This is a genomic window from Xanthomonas sp. WHRI 1810A (genome assembly GCF_040202885.1).
Taxonomy (GTDB): Bacteria; Pseudomonadota; Gammaproteobacteria; order Pseudomonadales; family Pseudomonadaceae; genus Aquipseudomonas.
Genome location: NZ_JBEGED010000001.1, coordinates 599,139 through 614,545, shown reverse-complemented (window position 1 = coordinate 614,545; position 15,407 = coordinate 599,139). Strand labels below are relative to the sequence as shown.

Annotated in this window: 18 protein-coding genes; 6 read left to right on the top strand and 12 right to left on the bottom strand. The window is 59.7% G+C overall.

What is annotated here, in order from left to right:
- Positions 1 to 269: 269 nt before the first annotated feature.
- Positions 270 to 974, top strand: a complete 705-nt coding sequence (locus ABQX22_RS02725) for an OmpA family protein (protein WP_349796234.1) — start codon at positions 270 to 272, stop codon at positions 972 to 974.
- 175 nt (positions 975 to 1,149) lie between these two features.
- Here ABQX22_RS02725 and ABQX22_RS02720 read toward each other — a convergent pair whose 3' ends face one another.
- The gene (locus ABQX22_RS02720) at positions 1,150 to 2,046 is read right to left on the bottom strand and encodes an acyltransferase (RefSeq protein WP_349796232.1); all 897 of its coding nucleotides are present in this window, start codon (positions 2,044 to 2,046) and stop codon (positions 1,150 to 1,152) included.
- Positions 2,047 to 2,150: 104 nt separating this feature from the next.
- Positions 2,151 to 4,241, bottom strand: coding sequence for a phosphate acetyltransferase (gene pta, locus ABQX22_RS02715; RefSeq protein ID WP_349796230.1), 2,091 nt, complete (start codon positions 4,239 to 4,241; stop codon positions 2,151 to 2,153).
- Between the two features lie 254 nt (positions 4,242 to 4,495).
- On the opposite strand from pta, the gene ABQX22_RS02710 reads away from it, so the two are divergent.
- Both ABQX22_RS02710 and ABQX22_RS02705 read left to right on the top strand, forming a co-directional pair.
- Positions 4,496 to 4,981 (top strand): FKBP-type peptidyl-prolyl cis-trans isomerase, encoded by a 486-nt coding sequence (locus tag ABQX22_RS02710; RefSeq protein ID WP_349796228.1) that lies wholly within the window; start codon positions 4,496 to 4,498, stop codon positions 4,979 to 4,981.
- Positions 4,982 to 5,113: 132 nt separating this feature from the next.
- Positions 5,114 to 5,596, top strand: coding sequence for a glutathione peroxidase (locus tag ABQX22_RS02705; protein ID WP_349796226.1), 483 nt, complete (start codon positions 5,114 to 5,116; stop codon positions 5,594 to 5,596).
- A gap of 18 nt (positions 5,597 to 5,614) precedes the next feature.
- On the opposite strand, the gene ABQX22_RS02700 is transcribed toward ABQX22_RS02705, so the two are convergent.
- Positions 5,615 to 6,790: a glycosyltransferase family 4 protein gene (locus ABQX22_RS02700; protein ID WP_349796224.1), complete on the bottom strand. Its 1,176-nt coding sequence runs from the start codon at positions 6,788 to 6,790 to the stop codon at positions 5,615 to 5,617.
- 311 nt (positions 6,791 to 7,101) lie between these two features.
- Between ABQX22_RS02700 and ABQX22_RS26845 the strand changes: the two genes are divergently transcribed.
- Positions 7,102 to 7,527 carry a flagellar protein FlhE gene (locus ABQX22_RS26845; protein WP_441005232.1) on the top strand — a complete coding sequence of 142 codons (426 nt, stop codon included), beginning with the start codon at positions 7,102 to 7,104 and terminating at the stop codon, positions 7,525 to 7,527.
- A gap of 43 nt (positions 7,528 to 7,570) precedes the next feature.
- Here ABQX22_RS26845 and ABQX22_RS02695 read toward each other — a convergent pair whose 3' ends face one another.
- From ABQX22_RS02695 to cysZ, 3 genes are all read right to left on the bottom strand, one after another.
- On the bottom strand, positions 7,571 to 8,062 hold the full coding sequence (locus ABQX22_RS02695) for a hypothetical protein (protein ID WP_349796222.1): 492 nt from the start codon (positions 8,060 to 8,062) through the stop codon (positions 7,571 to 7,573).
- A gap of 54 nt (positions 8,063 to 8,116) precedes the next feature.
- The gene (locus ABQX22_RS02690) at positions 8,117 to 8,386 is read right to left on the bottom strand and encodes a hypothetical protein (RefSeq protein ID WP_349796220.1); all 270 of its coding nucleotides are present in this window, start codon (positions 8,384 to 8,386) and stop codon (positions 8,117 to 8,119) included.
- A 245-nt stretch (positions 8,387 to 8,631) separates the two neighbouring features.
- On the bottom strand, positions 8,632 to 9,396 hold the full coding sequence (gene cysZ / locus ABQX22_RS02685) for a sulfate transporter CysZ (protein WP_349796218.1): 765 nt from the start codon (positions 9,394 to 9,396) through the stop codon (positions 8,632 to 8,634).
- Positions 9,397 to 9,800: 404 nt separating this feature from the next.
- Here cysZ and trxB point away from each other — a divergent pair, with 404 nt between their 5' ends.
- Positions 9,801 to 10,763, top strand: coding sequence for a thioredoxin-disulfide reductase (trxB, locus tag ABQX22_RS02680; RefSeq protein ID WP_349796216.1), 963 nt, complete (start codon positions 9,801 to 9,803; stop codon positions 10,761 to 10,763).
- A gap of 68 nt (positions 10,764 to 10,831) precedes the next feature.
- Here the strand turns inward: trxB and ABQX22_RS02675 are convergent, their stop codons facing one another.
- The 6 genes from ABQX22_RS02675 to ABQX22_RS02650 all read right to left on the bottom strand — a co-directional run bounded on the left by ABQX22_RS02675 (position 10,832) and on the right by ABQX22_RS02650 (position 14,153).
- A complete protein-coding gene (locus tag ABQX22_RS02675; RefSeq protein ID WP_349796214.1) occupies positions 10,832 to 11,173 on the bottom strand; it encodes a HopJ type III effector protein in 342 nt (113 codons plus the stop codon).
- Complete coding sequence (locus tag ABQX22_RS02670) at positions 11,166 to 11,462, bottom strand: DUF1244 domain-containing protein (RefSeq protein WP_349796212.1); 297 nt, start codon at positions 11,460 to 11,462, stop codon at positions 11,166 to 11,168. The genes ABQX22_RS02675 and ABQX22_RS02670 overlap by 8 nt, the downstream gene beginning before the upstream one ends.
- 193 nt (positions 11,463 to 11,655) lie before the next feature.
- Positions 11,656 to 12,027, bottom strand: a complete 372-nt coding sequence (folX, locus tag ABQX22_RS02665; protein WP_349796210.1) for a dihydroneopterin triphosphate 2'-epimerase — start codon at positions 12,025 to 12,027, stop codon at positions 11,656 to 11,658.
- Between the two features lie 3 nt (positions 12,028 to 12,030).
- A complete protein-coding gene (folE, locus tag ABQX22_RS02660; RefSeq protein ID WP_441005231.1) occupies positions 12,031 to 12,591 on the bottom strand; it encodes a GTP cyclohydrolase I FolE in 561 nt (186 codons plus the stop codon).
- A gap of 20 nt (positions 12,592 to 12,611) precedes the next feature.
- Positions 12,612 to 13,322 (bottom strand): dihydromonapterin reductase, encoded by a 711-nt coding sequence (folM, locus tag ABQX22_RS02655; RefSeq protein ID WP_349796208.1) that lies wholly within the window; start codon positions 13,320 to 13,322, stop codon positions 12,612 to 12,614.
- 261 nt (positions 13,323 to 13,583) lie between these two features.
- The gene (locus tag ABQX22_RS02650) at positions 13,584 to 14,153 is read right to left on the bottom strand and encodes an antibiotic biosynthesis monooxygenase (RefSeq protein ID WP_349796206.1); all 570 of its coding nucleotides are present in this window, start codon (positions 14,151 to 14,153) and stop codon (positions 13,584 to 13,586) included.
- A gap of 212 nt (positions 14,154 to 14,365) precedes the next feature.
- On the opposite strand from ABQX22_RS02650, the gene ABQX22_RS02645 reads away from it, so the two are divergent.
- Positions 14,366 to 15,316 carry a MerR family transcriptional regulator gene (locus ABQX22_RS02645; protein WP_349796204.1) on the top strand — a complete coding sequence of 317 codons (951 nt, stop codon included), beginning with the start codon at positions 14,366 to 14,368 and terminating at the stop codon, positions 15,314 to 15,316.
- Positions 15,317 to 15,407: the final 91 nt, after the last annotated feature.

Sequence of the window (15,407 nt, the reverse complement as noted above, 5' to 3'; positions counted from 1 at the left end):
AAGCCTCGCTCCAACAGGTATCAGCGGGGTCAGCCCTTCGACCACATCTCATCGAGATTCTCCACGCCCCAGTCCTGGGCCATTTCGAACTTGACGATGGTGTCGCCCTGCAGGCACACGTCCTTGTCGTTGTTCAGGTGCCGTTAAGGAATTTTCCCCTAATGTCATGCTCTAAACGCGCACATGTTCACGCGCCTGTATTCGTTATCATGGCCGTGGCCACGCAGAGCAAATTATGCTGCACCCAGCAGAAATCAGGAGCTGCCTTCATGTTGAATCCTCGCCGTTTGATCATCGCCGCTACGGCGCTTGCCATGCTGTCCGGCTGTGCGACGCAATCCAATCCTTACGATAACCAGGGGCAAACCCAGAGTTCCGGCGGTGTCAGCAAAACAGCCAAGTACGGTGGACTCGGCGCCCTGGCCGGTGCGGTGGCCGGTGCTGCCATCGGTCACAACAATCGTGGCAAAGGCGCGTTGATCGGTGCCGCGGTCGTCGGCGCCGGTGCCGCTGGTTACGGTTATTACGCTGACAAGCAGGAAGCCGCGTTGCGCGCCAGCATGGCCAACACCGGGGTCGATGTGCAGCGTCAGGGCGACGTGATCAAGTTGGTGATGCCGGGCAACATCACGTTCGCCACCGACTCTTCAGCCATTGCCAGCAGCTTCTATTCCCCGCTGAACAACCTGGCCGGCTCGCTCAAGCAGTACAACCAGAACCTGATCGAAATCGTCGGCTACACCGACAGCACCGGCAGCCGCCAGCACAACATGGACCTGTCCCAGCAACGTGCGCAGAGCGTGGCCACGTACCTGACGTCCCAGGGCGTTGATGGCTCCCACCTGTCGGTCCGTGGCGCAGGGCCTGATCAACCGGTGGCCAGCAACGCCGACGTCAACGGCCGTGCCCAGAACCGCCGTGTCGAGGTCAACCTGAAGCCGATTCCGGGTCAGGAGTATCAGCAACAGCAGTAATATTGCCCGCTGCAAATGAAAACGCCCCGGACTTACGTTCGGGGCGTTTTTCGTAGTATTTCTGTAGGAGCCAACTTGTTGGCGAGACGGATTAATGTGTACATCAGTTATGGCGCCTCGCGAACAAGTTCGCTCCTACAGAGATTTCATGAGCCGCGTCACCTCGGTCTATCAGTTACACATGCTGCTCATGCATCCTGGTCAGCAACGCATCCTTTTCTTCCCACAGCCGGTTGATCCACTGCTGAAACTCCAGCCGGTACTCAGCATTCTGGTCGTAGCTCTTGCCAATGAACTGCGGCGGGATCTTGATCTCTTCAAAATGCGCGACCACCTCGTTGACGTTGCCACACAGCAGATCCCAATAGCCGAAGCGCCCGCCCGGATAGTGAATCGTCACGTTAACGATGGCCTCCAGCTGTTCCCCCATGGCATCCAGCACGAAGGCAATGCCGCCGGCCTTGGGCTTGAGCAGGTGTTTAAACGGCGACTGCTGCTGGGCGTGCTTGGCCGGGGCGAACCGGGTGCCTTCGACGAAGTTGAAAATGCCCACGGGGTTGTGGCGAAACTTCGCACACGTCTTACGGGTGGTCTGCAGGTCCTTGCCTTTCTTTTCCGGATGCTTGGCAAGATACGCCTTGCTGTAGCGTTTCATGAACGGGAAGCCCAGCGCCCACCACGCCAGCCCGATCACCGGCACCCAGATCAGCTCCTGCTTGAGGAAGAACTTCAGCGGGCGAATTTTGCGGTTGAGGATGTACTGCAACACCATAATGTCGGTCCAGCTCTGGTGGTTGCTGGTCACCAGGTAGGAGTGCTGATAGTCCAGCCCTTCTAGCCCGGTCACGTGCCATCTGGCGTGATCCATCAGGTTCATCCACGCCTTGTTGTTGCTGATCCAGGCTTCGTGGATGTGGCTCATTAGCCAGTCTGTGACCTTCTGCGCGGCGGGGAAGGGCAGGCACAGCTTGAAGATCGCGACGATGAACAACGGCGTGCAGCAGACGATGGTGTTGATTGCCAACAGCAGCGAGGCGATGACGCCACGCAAAGGGGCAGGCAGAAAATCCATGGTGGGTCAGACTCCAGATAAGACCAATGCCGCCGGTGCAGTCCCGGCGGCCTTATTGTATGAGGGCGTTGTTGCACTGTAACGCGTGTGGGCAATGACCGCTTTCAGAGCAGGTTCGCTGCCTGAATGGCGGTCAGCGCGATGGTGTAGACAATGTCATCCACCTGCGCACCACGTGGCAGATCGTTCACCGGTTTGCGCAGCCCTTGCAGCATCGGGCCGAGACTCACGCAGTCCGCACTGCGCTGCACGGCCTTGTAGGTCGTGTTGCCGGTGTTGAGATCGGGGAACACGAACACATTCGCGCGTCCGGCTACCGAGCTGTCGGGGGCCAGCTGCCGGGCGACGTTCTCGTTGGCGGCGGCGTCGTACTGCAGCGGTCCGTCGATCAGCAGATCACGTTGGGTTTCCCTGGCCAGTTGGGTGGCTTCGCGCACCTTCTCCACCTCCTCGCCACTGGCCGAATTCCCGCTGGAATAGCTGATCATCGCTACCCGTGGCGACAGCCCGAACGCCACCGCCGAGTCAGCGCTTTGCACGGCGATTTCCGCCAGTTCGCTGGCTGTCGGGTGCGGGTTCATGATGCAGTCGCCGTAGACCAGCACCTGGTCGGGAAACAGCATGAAGAACACCGAGGACACCAGCGTGCAGCCGGGGGCCGTCTTGATCAACTGCAAAGCCGGGCGAATGGTGTTGGCGGTCGAGTGAATCAGCCCGGACACCAGCCCGTCGACCTCATCAAGCGCCAGCATCATGGTGCCGATCACCACCGGATCTTCCAGCTGCTGTTCGGCCATGGGCGCGTTCAGGCTTTTGCTCTTGCGCAGTTCGACCATGGGCGCCACGTAGCGCTCGCGGATCAGGTCCGGGTCAAGGATCTCCAGCCCCGGCGGCAATTCGATGCCTTGAGCGCGGGCCACGGCGTGCACGTCTTCGGGCCTGGCGAGCAGGACGCAGCGGGCAATGCCGCGGGCCTGGCAAATGGCCGCCGCCTGCACCGTCAGGGGTTCGGCGCCTTCGGGCAACACTATGCGTTTGTTCGCCGCCTGCGCGCGCTGGATCAACTGGTAACGGAACACCGCCGGCGACAGGCGCAGCTCTCGCGGCGTGCCGCAACGCTGGTGCAGCCAGGTGGCGTCCAGGTGGCCGGCGACAAAATCCGTGATGATCTCCGCGCGCTCGCGGTCATCGATGGGGATTTCCTTGTTCAACTGATTGAGCAGCATGGCCGTGTCGTAGGACCCCGTGCTCACGGACAGCACCGGCAACCCGGCCTGCAGCGCGCCCCGGCACAAGTCCATGATGCGCGGGTCGGGGAGGGTGTCGCTGGTCAGCAACAGCCCGGCCAGCGGCACACCGTTCAGGGTCGCCAGGCTCACTGCGAGGATGATGTCATCGCGATCCCCGGGCGTGACCACCAGCACGCCCGGCTTAAGCAGTTGCAAGGTGTTGAGCACCGTTCGCGCGCAGATGATGATTTTCGACATGCGTCGCTGCTCGTAATCACCGGCGTTGATCACCTGCGCGCCCAGCAGTTCGGCCACATCTCGCGTGCGTGGCGCGTTGAGGTCTTCCTGATACGGAATGCAGCCCAGCAGGCGGAAGTCGCCACTGCGTAGCAACGGCGAGTGTTCCTTCATACGCGCGGCAAACACGTCCATGCTTTCGTCGGTGCGCACTTTGTTGAGGATCACCCCAAGGACTTTCGGGTCCTTCGGGCCGCCGAACATCTGCGCCTGCAACTCGACGCGGCCTGACAGTTCTGTCAGCACCTCGTTTTCCGGGGCTGACACCAGGATCACATCGGCGTCCAGGCTCTTGGCCATGTGCAGATTGACCCGCGCGGCATAGCTGGCGCTGCGGGTCGGGACCATGCCTTCGACGATCAGCACATCCTTGCCCACCGCGGCTTGCTGATACAGGTTGATGATCTCTTCGAGCAGCTCGTCCAGCTGGCCGTCGCCGAGCATCCGTTCGACATGCGCAAGCCCCAACGGTTTGGGTGGCTTCAGGCCATGGGTGCGGGCAACCAGCTCCGTGGAGCGCTCGGGACCGGTGTCGCCCGGGTGCGGCTGGGCGATGGGCTTGAAGAAACCGACTTTCAGCCCGGCACGCTCCAGTGTTCGGACCAGCCCCAGGCTGATGGACGTCAAACCCACACCGAAGTCAGTGGGCGCGATAAAAAAAGTCTGCATGCGGGCTTCTCGAATTGAGCAGTGCAAGGGCCGAGGCAAGTGTCGCCAGTGAGTCGACCGGAAAAATCAGGACGCTGTTCAATCGCAGCGTCTCAGCGTGGCGCAAGGTTATCGTTATCTGCTGCGCGCGCACAGCGGTTGCCGGACGTCGGGGAGTGTTCCATCTGGGCCGTCCGTCCGAGTTGCGTTCGCTTTCGCGCGAGGGCTTGGTTAAACTTGCTCGTTCTTAACTCTCAAGCAAAAGGTCTTGCACCATGCCGATCGCCCCCAACAAGGCTGTCTCCATTGACTATACCCTGACCAATGACGCTGGTGAGGTCATCGACAGTTCGGCCGGCGGCGCTCCGCTGGTGTACCTGCAAGGCGCAGGTAACATCATCCCGGGTCTGGAAAAGGCGCTGGAAGGCAAGAACGTCGGCGATGAACTGAAAGTCGCCATCGAACCAGAAGATGCCTACGGTGAATACTCCGCAGAACTGGTCAGCACCCTTAATCGCAGCATGTTCGAAGGTGTCGACGAGCTGGAAGTCGGCATGCAGTTTCACGCCTCCGCGCCTGACGGCCAGATGCAGATCGTCACCATTCGCGATCTGGATGGCGACGACGTGACAGTCGACGGCAACCACCCGCTCGCCGGGCAGCGCCTGCACTTCCAGGTCAAGATCGTTGATATCCGTGACGCCAGCCAGGAAGAAGTCGCGCACGGTCACGTACACGGCGAAGGCGGCCATCAACACTGATTTGTGCTGCTAAGCTCAGAGAGCTGGCCAGGCGTCCTCGAAGGATCAGCGAAAACGGTTTCGTTTTTGCGCCTGACAGGGCGCCTTTTTCGGCCGATGGTGTTTTTTGTAGGGTGAGCAGGGGAGTTCTTCATGAGTATATTTCACGACCTGAAATTAACAGCTCTGGATGGCCAGGAACTGCCTCTCGCGCCGCTCAAAGGCAAAGTGGTTCTGGTGGTCAACGTGGCCTCCAAGTGTGGGCTGACGCCGCAGTACGCCGCACTCGAAAACCTCTATCAAAAGTACAAGGACAAAGGCTTCAGCGTCCTGGGGCTGCCTTGTAATCAGTTCGCCGGCCAAGAGCCCGGCACGCAAGACGACATTCAGGCGTTCTGTTCCGTGAACTATGGCGTGACCTTTCCTTTGGGCGACAAGCTTGAAGTGAATGGCCCGCACCGTCACTCGCTGTATCGATTGCTGGCCGGTGAAGGCGCCGAGTTTCCTGGCGATATCACCTGGAATTTCGAGAAATTCCTGGTCGGGCAGGATGGCCGCGTGCTGGCCCGCTTCTCACCGCGCACCACGCCGGATGACCCTGCGATCATTGCCGCCATCGAAAAAGCGCTGCGCTGACCGATCACCGCTGCTCGCTCAACGCTGAGCGTGCCCCAGCGCGGGCATGTCCCTGACTTCGATCACCGACCTCAGCTGTTTTTCAAACAGCTCGATGACGCCTGCCCAGCCTTGCTGGCTGGCGTGCTGGCGCGCGTTCAGTCTTACACGGCGTAGCGTCTCGTTGTCCTCCAGCATCCAGCACGCGGCGTCGATGAAGCCGTGCTCATCACCGGACATCGCCACCGCACCGTTATGCCCGTGGCGGATATGCTGCGCGGCGGCAGCCTCGTCATACGCCACCACGCCAAGACCTGAGGCCAGCGCTTCCAGCACGACGTTGCCGAAGGTGTCGGTCAGGCTTGGAAACACAAACAGGTCGCCGGAGGCATAGTGCGCCGCCAGGGCTTCTGCCGTTTGTGCGCCGCAGAAAATCGCGTCGGGCAGTTGTTGCTCCAGCGAGACACGCTCGGGGCCGTCACCGACGATGATCAGCCGCAGTCTTTTTTCGGGGTAGGCGTGCGTCAGTGCGTCGAAGGTCGGCTTGAGCAGCCTGAGGTTCTTTTCCGGGGCCAGGCGGCCGACATGCAGGACCGCGATGTCATGAATGTCCAGGCCCCAGCTTTCCCGCAGGAAGTGCGAGCGCCTGGACGGGTGAAAGCGCTGACTGTCCACGCCCCGTGACACAAGCTCCAGCCGCTCGAATCCGCGACGTGCCAGCTCGGCCTTCTGACTGACACTCGGCACCAGCGTGGCGTCGGAGCGATTATGAAACCACCGCAGGTAGTGGGTCAGCAGACGCGTGAGAAACCCCAGGCCGTAGTCCCGGGCGTAGCGCTGGAAATTGGTGTTGAAGCCACTGATGGTCGCAATCCCCAGCCTGCGGGCTGCGCGCAAGGCCGAAAACCCCAGCGGGCCTTCGGTGGCGATGTACACCACGTCTGGCCGGTCCCGCCGCCAGCGTCGAAGCAGCTTGTGCATCGACGACTGCCCCCACTGCAGCCCCGGATAACCGGGAATCGGCCAGCCGCGGCACAGCATCACATCCTCCCCGACCGTGCCCCGCCTGTCGCCGCCTTGCCTTGGCCGCACCACCTGCACCCGGTGCCCGCGCAGACGCAGCCCGTCACACAACTGGCTCAATGTGCCGGCCACGCCATTGATCTCGGGTGCGAAGGTTTCGGTGACGAACGTGACATGCAGGGATTTACTCATAACCGCCAGTTTCGAACGCCTCCATTGCGGGCGCGTGGCGGTTGGGTGATGGATTTGTGACGGTTAGCTCCTTCGTCAATCGGGATCAGTGGGTGAGGATTTAATTTAATTGGTAATCCTACAAATTTGTTGTTTATTTTCCTACTGGAGCCGTAGGACGATTCTGAATATCTGAAAGTTACAAGTTTAAGTGTTGACCTGAAAGCGCTCCTGAATAACGTCAGGAATATCAATAGCGAGATGGTTCATTTGCTATTCGATATTTCGCGGATAATTATTTGGTGTCCGCATAAACATTTCAGGAATTCAATATGAAAAACTATAAAAAGTTGAACGGTACTTTTGTGGTCGCAGGAATATTGTCAGCGGCTTGTTTGCTATCACAGGCAGCGATTGCCGGAACCTATAATTCGTCCATAAACTTGCCAACCTTACATGCTAAGGGACCTGTTTACGTCGCTCATTTACCTGTATCTCCCGGTCCTAAAAGTGGGATGCTAATTAAAAGCGTTTCCTGGAGCTGGAACGTACACGGTTGGCCAAAAGGTCTACAGGTTCAACTGTGTCAAGGTCGGACCAGATGCATCGACGTATCCCGCCAGCGTAGCGGCACCACCAATGTGTACAACCGAAATCAATCCACCGAACCTTTTTTCTATGAGTTGAGACTTTCGGGACAAGGGGCTGGACCAGTTCCCGTGGCTGGTTTGAAGGGGGGGCTCACTGTTACCTGGTAAACCAAGTGTCGCACTCATTCATGAGAATGAGTGCGTTCCATGCTTATATTGCCAGCATGTTCTTGAATGTCTCTGGCATTGAGTCATGAAAGCTGAATATTTTCTCCAATATTTCGGCTGAAGATGTACCTCTCTCAATTTCGGAATTGTATAAAAAAGCGCTTTTTTCTTGCATGTATCGACTGATTTTTGAAAAGTAAGCCTCCGTTATAGGTGTCACCAGTTCGCCGGTTGCGGCATAACGAATGTTGGGCCTGTCAGATACGTCCAGTAATGCGTGAGTCAGCGAGTTATGAGCGTAGCCATATGCAAGCTTTTTAGCTTCCTCCGGATCCGCTTTGGCAGTTTGCATTATGCGGCTCCGTTCTTGTAAGCGTGCAGCTACGCGTTTTTCGTCCTGTGCTGCTTGGCCTCGGTTAGACGCGCTTTCGAAAATTTTTTCAAACGTATCACCCTTCGTTTTTCCCAAATTTTTGCCGCCATTTGATATATCTATGGCTACTTGGTTTGGGGGCTTGGTAGCCGTTATATGCATAAAAAGTCCTTACGATTGGTGGGCACCGGCCATCAAGCCACGGTGCCTAGCGCGCTACTTCTCAGAGGACGTGCCGTTTTGCGGCGCAGCGAGTTTGGGTAATTCGGTTCCTAGGGAGTTGAGGCTTCGCAGTTCAATGCTCGACCTTGGACGGACTAGGCGGGTCAAGGCGGCGGGTTCCGGTGTTATCTCTTTATCGGCTGGCTTGGCCGGCTCCATGGCTTCAGTCAGCGCCTGCATAAATTTGGTCGAACGGGGATCCACCTTGCGTTCCAGGAAAGCCGGAGGGTTTTTGGTGGTTTGAACGTGGTTGTTCACTTCCATGGCAACAAGACTCCTGAGGATAAACGCTGGCCTGCAATAGCGTTCGCAGGCATTTGCTCTCTCGGATGAGGCTTGCTGATGGTTGCGCATAAGACTTGTGAGACGTGAAGAAAACTGCTGTAGGACCGGTCCTGTTTGTTTTGAAATGTAGGAGCTGCCGAACAGCGCGAGGCTGCGATGGCGGTGTGTCAGGCAGTTCGCTATCGCAGCCTCGCGCGGCTCGGCGGCTTCTACAGAAGCGGGGGCTATACCGGGCGAGTGGTGACGGCTAGTTGCGTTTCGGCTCCGCGCTCGCGCACCCAGAACAACGTAGCGCCCGCCACTGCCGCCGGCATCATCAGCAGGTTGACCACCGGGATCAGCAGCACCAGATAGACAATCCCGCCAAAGCTTAGGCTCTGCCAGCGTTTGGCGCGCAGCCAGGCGAGCATGTCTTGCCAGCTCATTTTGTGGTTGTCGGCGGGGTAGTCGATGTATTGGATGGCCATCATCCACACACCGAACAACAGCCAGAGCGGCGCGGCGATGAGATTGACCGCCGGGATCCACGACAGAATGAACAGGCCGATGGCCCGGGGCAGGAAGTAGCCCAGCTTGCGCATCTCCCGGCTCAAGGTGCGGGGCACCATTTCGGCCAGTTCTTTCCAGCTGAAGGCCGGGAAGTCGTCAGTGCCGCGTATGACCACCTCGACCTTTTCGGCAAGGAAACCGTTGAACGGCGCCGCGATCACGTTGGCGATCATGGTGAAGGTGAAGAACACCATCAACACCAGTAGCACGACAAATAACGGCCACAGGATGTAATTGAGGAAACTCAACCAGCTCGGCAGGGTGGGCATGAATGCCTCCACCCACATTTCGAACTCATGGCCGGCCAGATAAATCAGTCCGGCGAACAGCACCAGATTGATGGTCAGCGGCAGCAGCACGAACAATCGCAAGCTGGGACTGAGGACCAGTTTCAAGCCTTCTCGCAGGTACTGCGGGCCAGACAGAGCGGGTGCAGGCATGATGGCCTCCAAACGTGGAAAACGCGCCGACCTTACCGGCTTTGCGGGACGGTTGAAAGCCGCTTTAATGTTATCGCCAAGCCTGCCTCATACCCGGCCACGCTTGGCGGGTGCGCCGGACATTCGCCGAAACACACTGGTCTGAATGAGCGCGCATCAGGCGACAGCTCGTCGGGATAGCCGCGCGCTATGAACGGGATTGCAAAACGATATTTCCTTAATGCCCGTTGGCCCGATAAGCTTGCCGCCAACTTTCACCGGTGCTGCGACTGCGGTCGCTGCGTCACTTTTTCCGGATCCGCGCGTCGCATGGCTTGCCAGACGCATTCGCCGATCCTTTTTATCCCCGCCGGTGCGCCGGTTTCCGACCGCGCAACACGACGGCGGGTCGATAGGAGTGTGTCATGTCCGATATCCGTCATTCCCGAGTGATCATTCTGGGTTCCGGCCCTGCCGGCTACAGCGCTGCGGTCTACGCCGCCCGCGCCAACCTCAAGCCGCTGCTGATCACGGGCATGCAGTCTGGCGGTCAGCTGACCACCACCACCGAAGTGGACAACTGGCCGGGCGACCCCCATGGCCTGACCGGCCCGGTGTTGATGGAGCGCATGCGTGAACACGCCGAGCGTTTCGAGACCGAGATCGTTTTCGACCACATCAACGCCGTGGACCTGGCAGGCAAACCGTTCAGCCTCAAGGGCGATAACGGCACCTACACCTGTGACGCCTTGATCATCGCGACCGGCGCCAGCGCTCGTTATCTGGGCTTGCCGTCCGAAGAGACCTTCATGGGCAAAGGCGTGTCGGCCTGCGCGACCTGCGACGGTTTTTTCTACCGCAACAAGCCGGTCGCCGTAGTCGGCGGCGGCAACACGGCGGTGGAAGAGGCGCTGTACCTGGCCAACATCGCGAGCAAGGTGACGCTGGTTCACCGTCGCGAGACCTTCCGCGCCGAGAAGATCCTGATCGACAAGCTGCACGCCCGTGTGGCCGAAGGCAAGATCGAGCTCAAGCTCAACGCCACGCTCGACGAAGTGCTGGGCGACGACATGGGTGTCACTGGCGCGCGTTTGAAGAACAACGACGGCAGCTTCGGGGAACTGAAAGTCGACGGCGTGTTCATCGCCATCGGCCACACACCGAACACCACGTTGTTCGACGGTCAACTGGCGCTGAAGGACGGCTACATGGTCGTGCAGGGCGGTCGTGAAGGTAACGCGACGGCCACCAGCGTCGACGGTGTGTTTGCCGCAGGCGACGTGGCGGATCACGTCTACCGTCAGGCCATCACCTCGGCCGGCGCCGGCTGCATGGCGGCACTGGACGTCGAGCGGTATCTGGACGGGTTGGCGAACGCTTCATTCTGACCGACGTTCAGGCGTGAAAAAACCGGCTTCGGCCGGTTTTTTTGTGTTCGCTGTAGGAGCGCGTTGTGTCAGGCCTTACGCGTTAACGGCGCTGTGCTGAATGTTACGCCGGCAAGGCCGTGAGCAATCAGCGCACGAATATTGCCGTGATCGTTGCCGTCGGGCGTGGCTTGCACCGAACGGTAATGCTCGCCGAACGCCAACAAGGCTTCTTCATCGCTCAAGCCTTCCAGCAACGCCAGGCCTAGGGTCTTGCAGGAGCCTTCGTTCTGACCGGCTGCGTTCTGCACATCGCCGTTGCTGAACCCCTGGGGCTGATAGGCGTAATGCTCGGTGATGAAAGACAGGGTGTCGGCGAACGCGTGCTCGCCACTGCGCAGGCTGGCGCGCAGGCCGTTGAGATCAGTCATGCCGGGTTTCCTTGGCGAACGCGGCTTGCTGGTCGGCGTTGGCTTCTTTCTGGTAAGTGGCTTTCCACTCGCTGTACGGCATGCCGTACACCACTTCACGAGCATCATCGAGGGTGATGTCGATCTGCTTTTCGTCGGCGGCGGCTTTGTACCATTTGGACAGGCAATTGCGGCAGAAACCGGAGAGGTTCATCAGGTCGATGTTCTGGACATCCTTGCGGCTGTCCAGGTGCGCCACCAGGCGGCGAAAGGCGGCGGCTTCGAGTTCGAGGCGTTCTTGCTCGGTCATGAGGGGGCTCTTTGGGGGAAAGTGATGGGGCGGATGATAAAAGCGTGGCGGCGGGTGGGCAATGGTTGCCGGCCTGTGCTGACCAAGTGTAGGAGCGCGCTTGCCCGCGATATCGGTTCAACGCATAAGGAGCTTTGCCTGATACACCGCAATCGCGGGCAAGCGCGCTCCTACAACGGGTAAGCAGCGTAGGTCAGCGTTCGGCCGCCAGGGTGATCGACACCGATTCCGCAAAGCGCAAGGCGTGAGGCTTGTCGACTTCGACTTCGGCGTACTGAACCGCCTCATGGCTCATCACCAGGTCCAGCACTTCCTGGGTCAGGCGCTCCAGCAAGGCAAAGCGATTGCTTTCCACGTGCTGAATGATGGCTTTGGTGATGGTCCGGTAATTGAGCGCGTGATCGATGTCGTTGTCGCGCACGGCTTCCTGCGCGGCATACAGGATGGTCAGATTGATCAGCACGTCCTGCTTGTTGAGAATCTCGTCCTCGTTGATGCCGATGAACGTGCGCAGGCACAGGTCTTTGACCCGGATGCGCGCGGTGCCTGGTTCAAGTCTTGGCATGGACTACTTGCTCCGTCCGATCAGTTGCAGAAATTCCATCCGTGTCGTGGCCAGATCGCGGAAGGCTCCCAGCATCACTGACGTATTCATCGTTGAATTCTGTTTCTCGACGCCGCGCATCATCATGCACATGTGCTGGGCTTCAATCACCACGGCAACGCCGGCGGCGTTCGTCACCTCTTGCACTGCGTCGGCGATTTGCCGGGTCAGGTTTTCCTGGATCTGCAGGCGGCGGGCGTACATGTCGACGATACGGGCGATCTTCGACAGCCCCAGTACCTTGCCAGTGGGGATATAGGCCACGTGCGCCTTGCCGATGAAGGGCAGCAGATGATGCTCGCACAGGGAATACAGCTCGATGTCCTTGACGATCACCATCTCGTCGCTGTCGGACGCAAACAGTGCGCCGTTGACGATGTCTTCAAGGGTCTGGTCGTAACCGTGACACAGATACTGCATCGCCTTGGCAGCGCGTTTCGGGGTGTCCACCAGACCTTCACGGTCCGGGTTTTCGCCCAGGCCGACGAGAATCTCGCGGTAATGCTGCGGCAGTGACAGGGTCATCAAAGGGTCCTCGGGGTGGCTTACTTAACGTGCCGTCCGCCGTTTACGGTCAGGGTGGTGCCGGTAACGTAAGGGTTTTCCAGCAGATAACGCAGGCTCTGGTAAATCACCTCGGCGCCGGGTTCGATGCCCAGCGCCGATTTGGCCAGTGTGCGGGCGCGGTAGGCCGCGTCGTCGTCGGGTTGAAACATCAGCATCGCCGGGGCAATGCCGTTGACCTTTATCCTGGGCGCGAAGCGTGCGGCGAACGACAGCGTCAGGTTGTCCATGCCCGCTTTGCTGGCGCAGTAGGCAATGTGCTTGCCGCTGCCTTTGCGGGTCACGTCGTCGCCGATATGGATAATGTCGGCCGATTCGCTGCGATGCAACAACTCGGCGCAGTGGAGATTGATCAGGTACGGCGCCAGCATGTGGACATTGAACATGCGCATGAACACATCGCCTTCGTCGCCCTGGGTGTCGCCCAGCCATTCGGACGCGTTGTGCACGATAGCGCGCAGGCTGTCGGTGTGGGTCTTCAGTTCGGCGATGAAGGCCAGCACCGTGTCCTGTGACGAGAAATCCGCCTGTATCGCGACGGCGCCCAACTCCCGCAAGCGCTGCACGCCTTCCCGCTCGTGGCGGTAACTGACGATCACTGCCTCACCCTCGGCCAGCAGGCGCTCGGCGCAATACAGGCCGACACGCTGGCTGGCGCCGGTGATCAGGACAGGGGCAGTGGAAGAAGCCATGGGCAGCTCGCGGTTCAGGTGGGGGAGAGAGGGGGTCGCGCAAAGGCGTTGGCGGTTGGCTGCCGATCAGCGCCAATCAATCAGCGATTACCTGACGCGAAGTTATACCAAGTGGGCGGGGCTGTACAACTATTGGGGTGGCAATACGGATTGTTGGAGCGAGGCTTGCCCGCGAAGAATTGATGAGATTCTGAAGATGTTGGCGCTGAACCGACACCTTCGCGGGCAAGCCTCGCTCCAACAGTGTTTGGTGTGAGGCGACTAACGGGTAGATGCAGGCTTGGCAATCACAGCAGGCACTGCTGGCGTACGGTGCAGCCACGACGCCAGCAAGTGCGTGGACAGCGGGATGAACCAGAACACCATCAGCGGCGTCAGGATCAGGGTGCTGATCATGATGCGCGGCAGTAATTCAAGCTGACCCAGCAACGGGCCCAGGACGTAGTTGAAGATCAGCGACACGGGGAAGAACGCCAGCCAGATGGCCACGGCCTGTTTCCAGCGCGGCGGACGCTGACCGATCGCGCCGAACCAGCCGTCGATGCCTTTGACGCGATGCTCTGACGGCGCGGCAAACAGCCCGCTGCCACGCACCAACCAGGAGCGACGGGACGCAGAATGCTCCCACGCGTGCAGGGTGGCCTCGTCGGCAAACCGGAAGATAATCTGGAATTCGTCATCATCGGGCGGCGGAGCGAGCACACCTGAACCGAGATAACCGGGGAAATCTGTAGCCAGTTGTTCGCCTTCATGCAGCCAGGCAATCAGCTCTTGATAGCGGCCGTGGGCGACGCGACGGGCAACCATCAGCGTGACAGGGGAGGTAGACATTGTGTATCTCCGATAATCGAGTGAGGTTCCCGGGTAGGGAAATCACAGGGCGAAACGCCGGGGTGGTGGCGCTGCGTCAGCTTCTCTGGAAAAGCAAGCAAGGATTATTCCTGAATCCTTTTGAAAAGCCAGAAGACTTTGTCCGACTTCACGCTTATATGCCGGGCGGCGAAGGTACAATGCGCGCATTGCCCATGAGTGACCCCTGATCAATGACTGAGCTCCTGACCCACCACGTGGTTGCCGACGCGCTGCAGCAGGAAGAACTGTTCCCGATTCGTGAAGTGTCGCGCCTGACCGGCATCAACCCGGTAACGCTCAGAGCCTGGGAGCGGCGCTACGGCCTGATCCAGCCCACGCGTACCGAGAGCGGGCATCGCCTGTACTCCCCGGCCGACATCGACGACGTGCGCAGTATCCTCGGCTGGATCGAGCGCGGCGTTGCGGTCAGCAAGGTCGGCAGCATTCTCGCCAAGGCGCAGATGGCGCGGGCCGAGAGCAACAGCGGTGAAAGCGACGCTGGCGCCGGTGAGTGGGGCGAATGGCAGGCGCAGCTACGGCGCGCCGTCAATGAGTTCGATGAGCGCCGACTGGAACAACTCTATGGCCAGGTATTTTCCAGCTATCCGATTACGCAGGTGTTCCAGGACATCCTGATGCCGGTCTGGCGAGAGTTCGCCGCGCATCATGACCAGTTCGGGCAGACCAGCGAATGGTTGTTCCTGGACAGTTTTCTGCGCGGGCGGACGTTGCAGCGCGTGCAGCTCTCCAGCGCCCACGCCCAGCAGCGCGTGGTGTTGGCCGCCATGCCGGGCCAGTGCCGTGAGCTTGAACTGTGGGTCGCCGCGCTACTGATGAGCACCGCCGATACCGCGATCATCGCGCTGGCACCGGGCCAACCGCTGGAAGAACTGAGCCTGGTGTGCGGCAAGATGAAGCCGGACGCGCTGGTGGTGTTCTCCAATCACCCGCCGACAGCCGACTTGGCGAAGCGATTGGTGAGGTTGGGGTTGGGCCTCTACTGCCCGCTGTTGCTGGCGGGGGAGGCGTCGGACGTCGAGCAGGAAAACCTGGAAAACTCACCCGTTGCCTGCCTGGGGAGCGACGCCGTCGTCATGCGCCGGCGTTTGCAGCAGTTTCTGGCGGGCAGGTTGGACAGCTGAGGGCACGCACGCTGTAGGAGCGAATTCATTCGCGAAGCGGCATTGCAGGCCAACGGTGCCATCACCGGCAACGCAGATTCGCGAATGAATT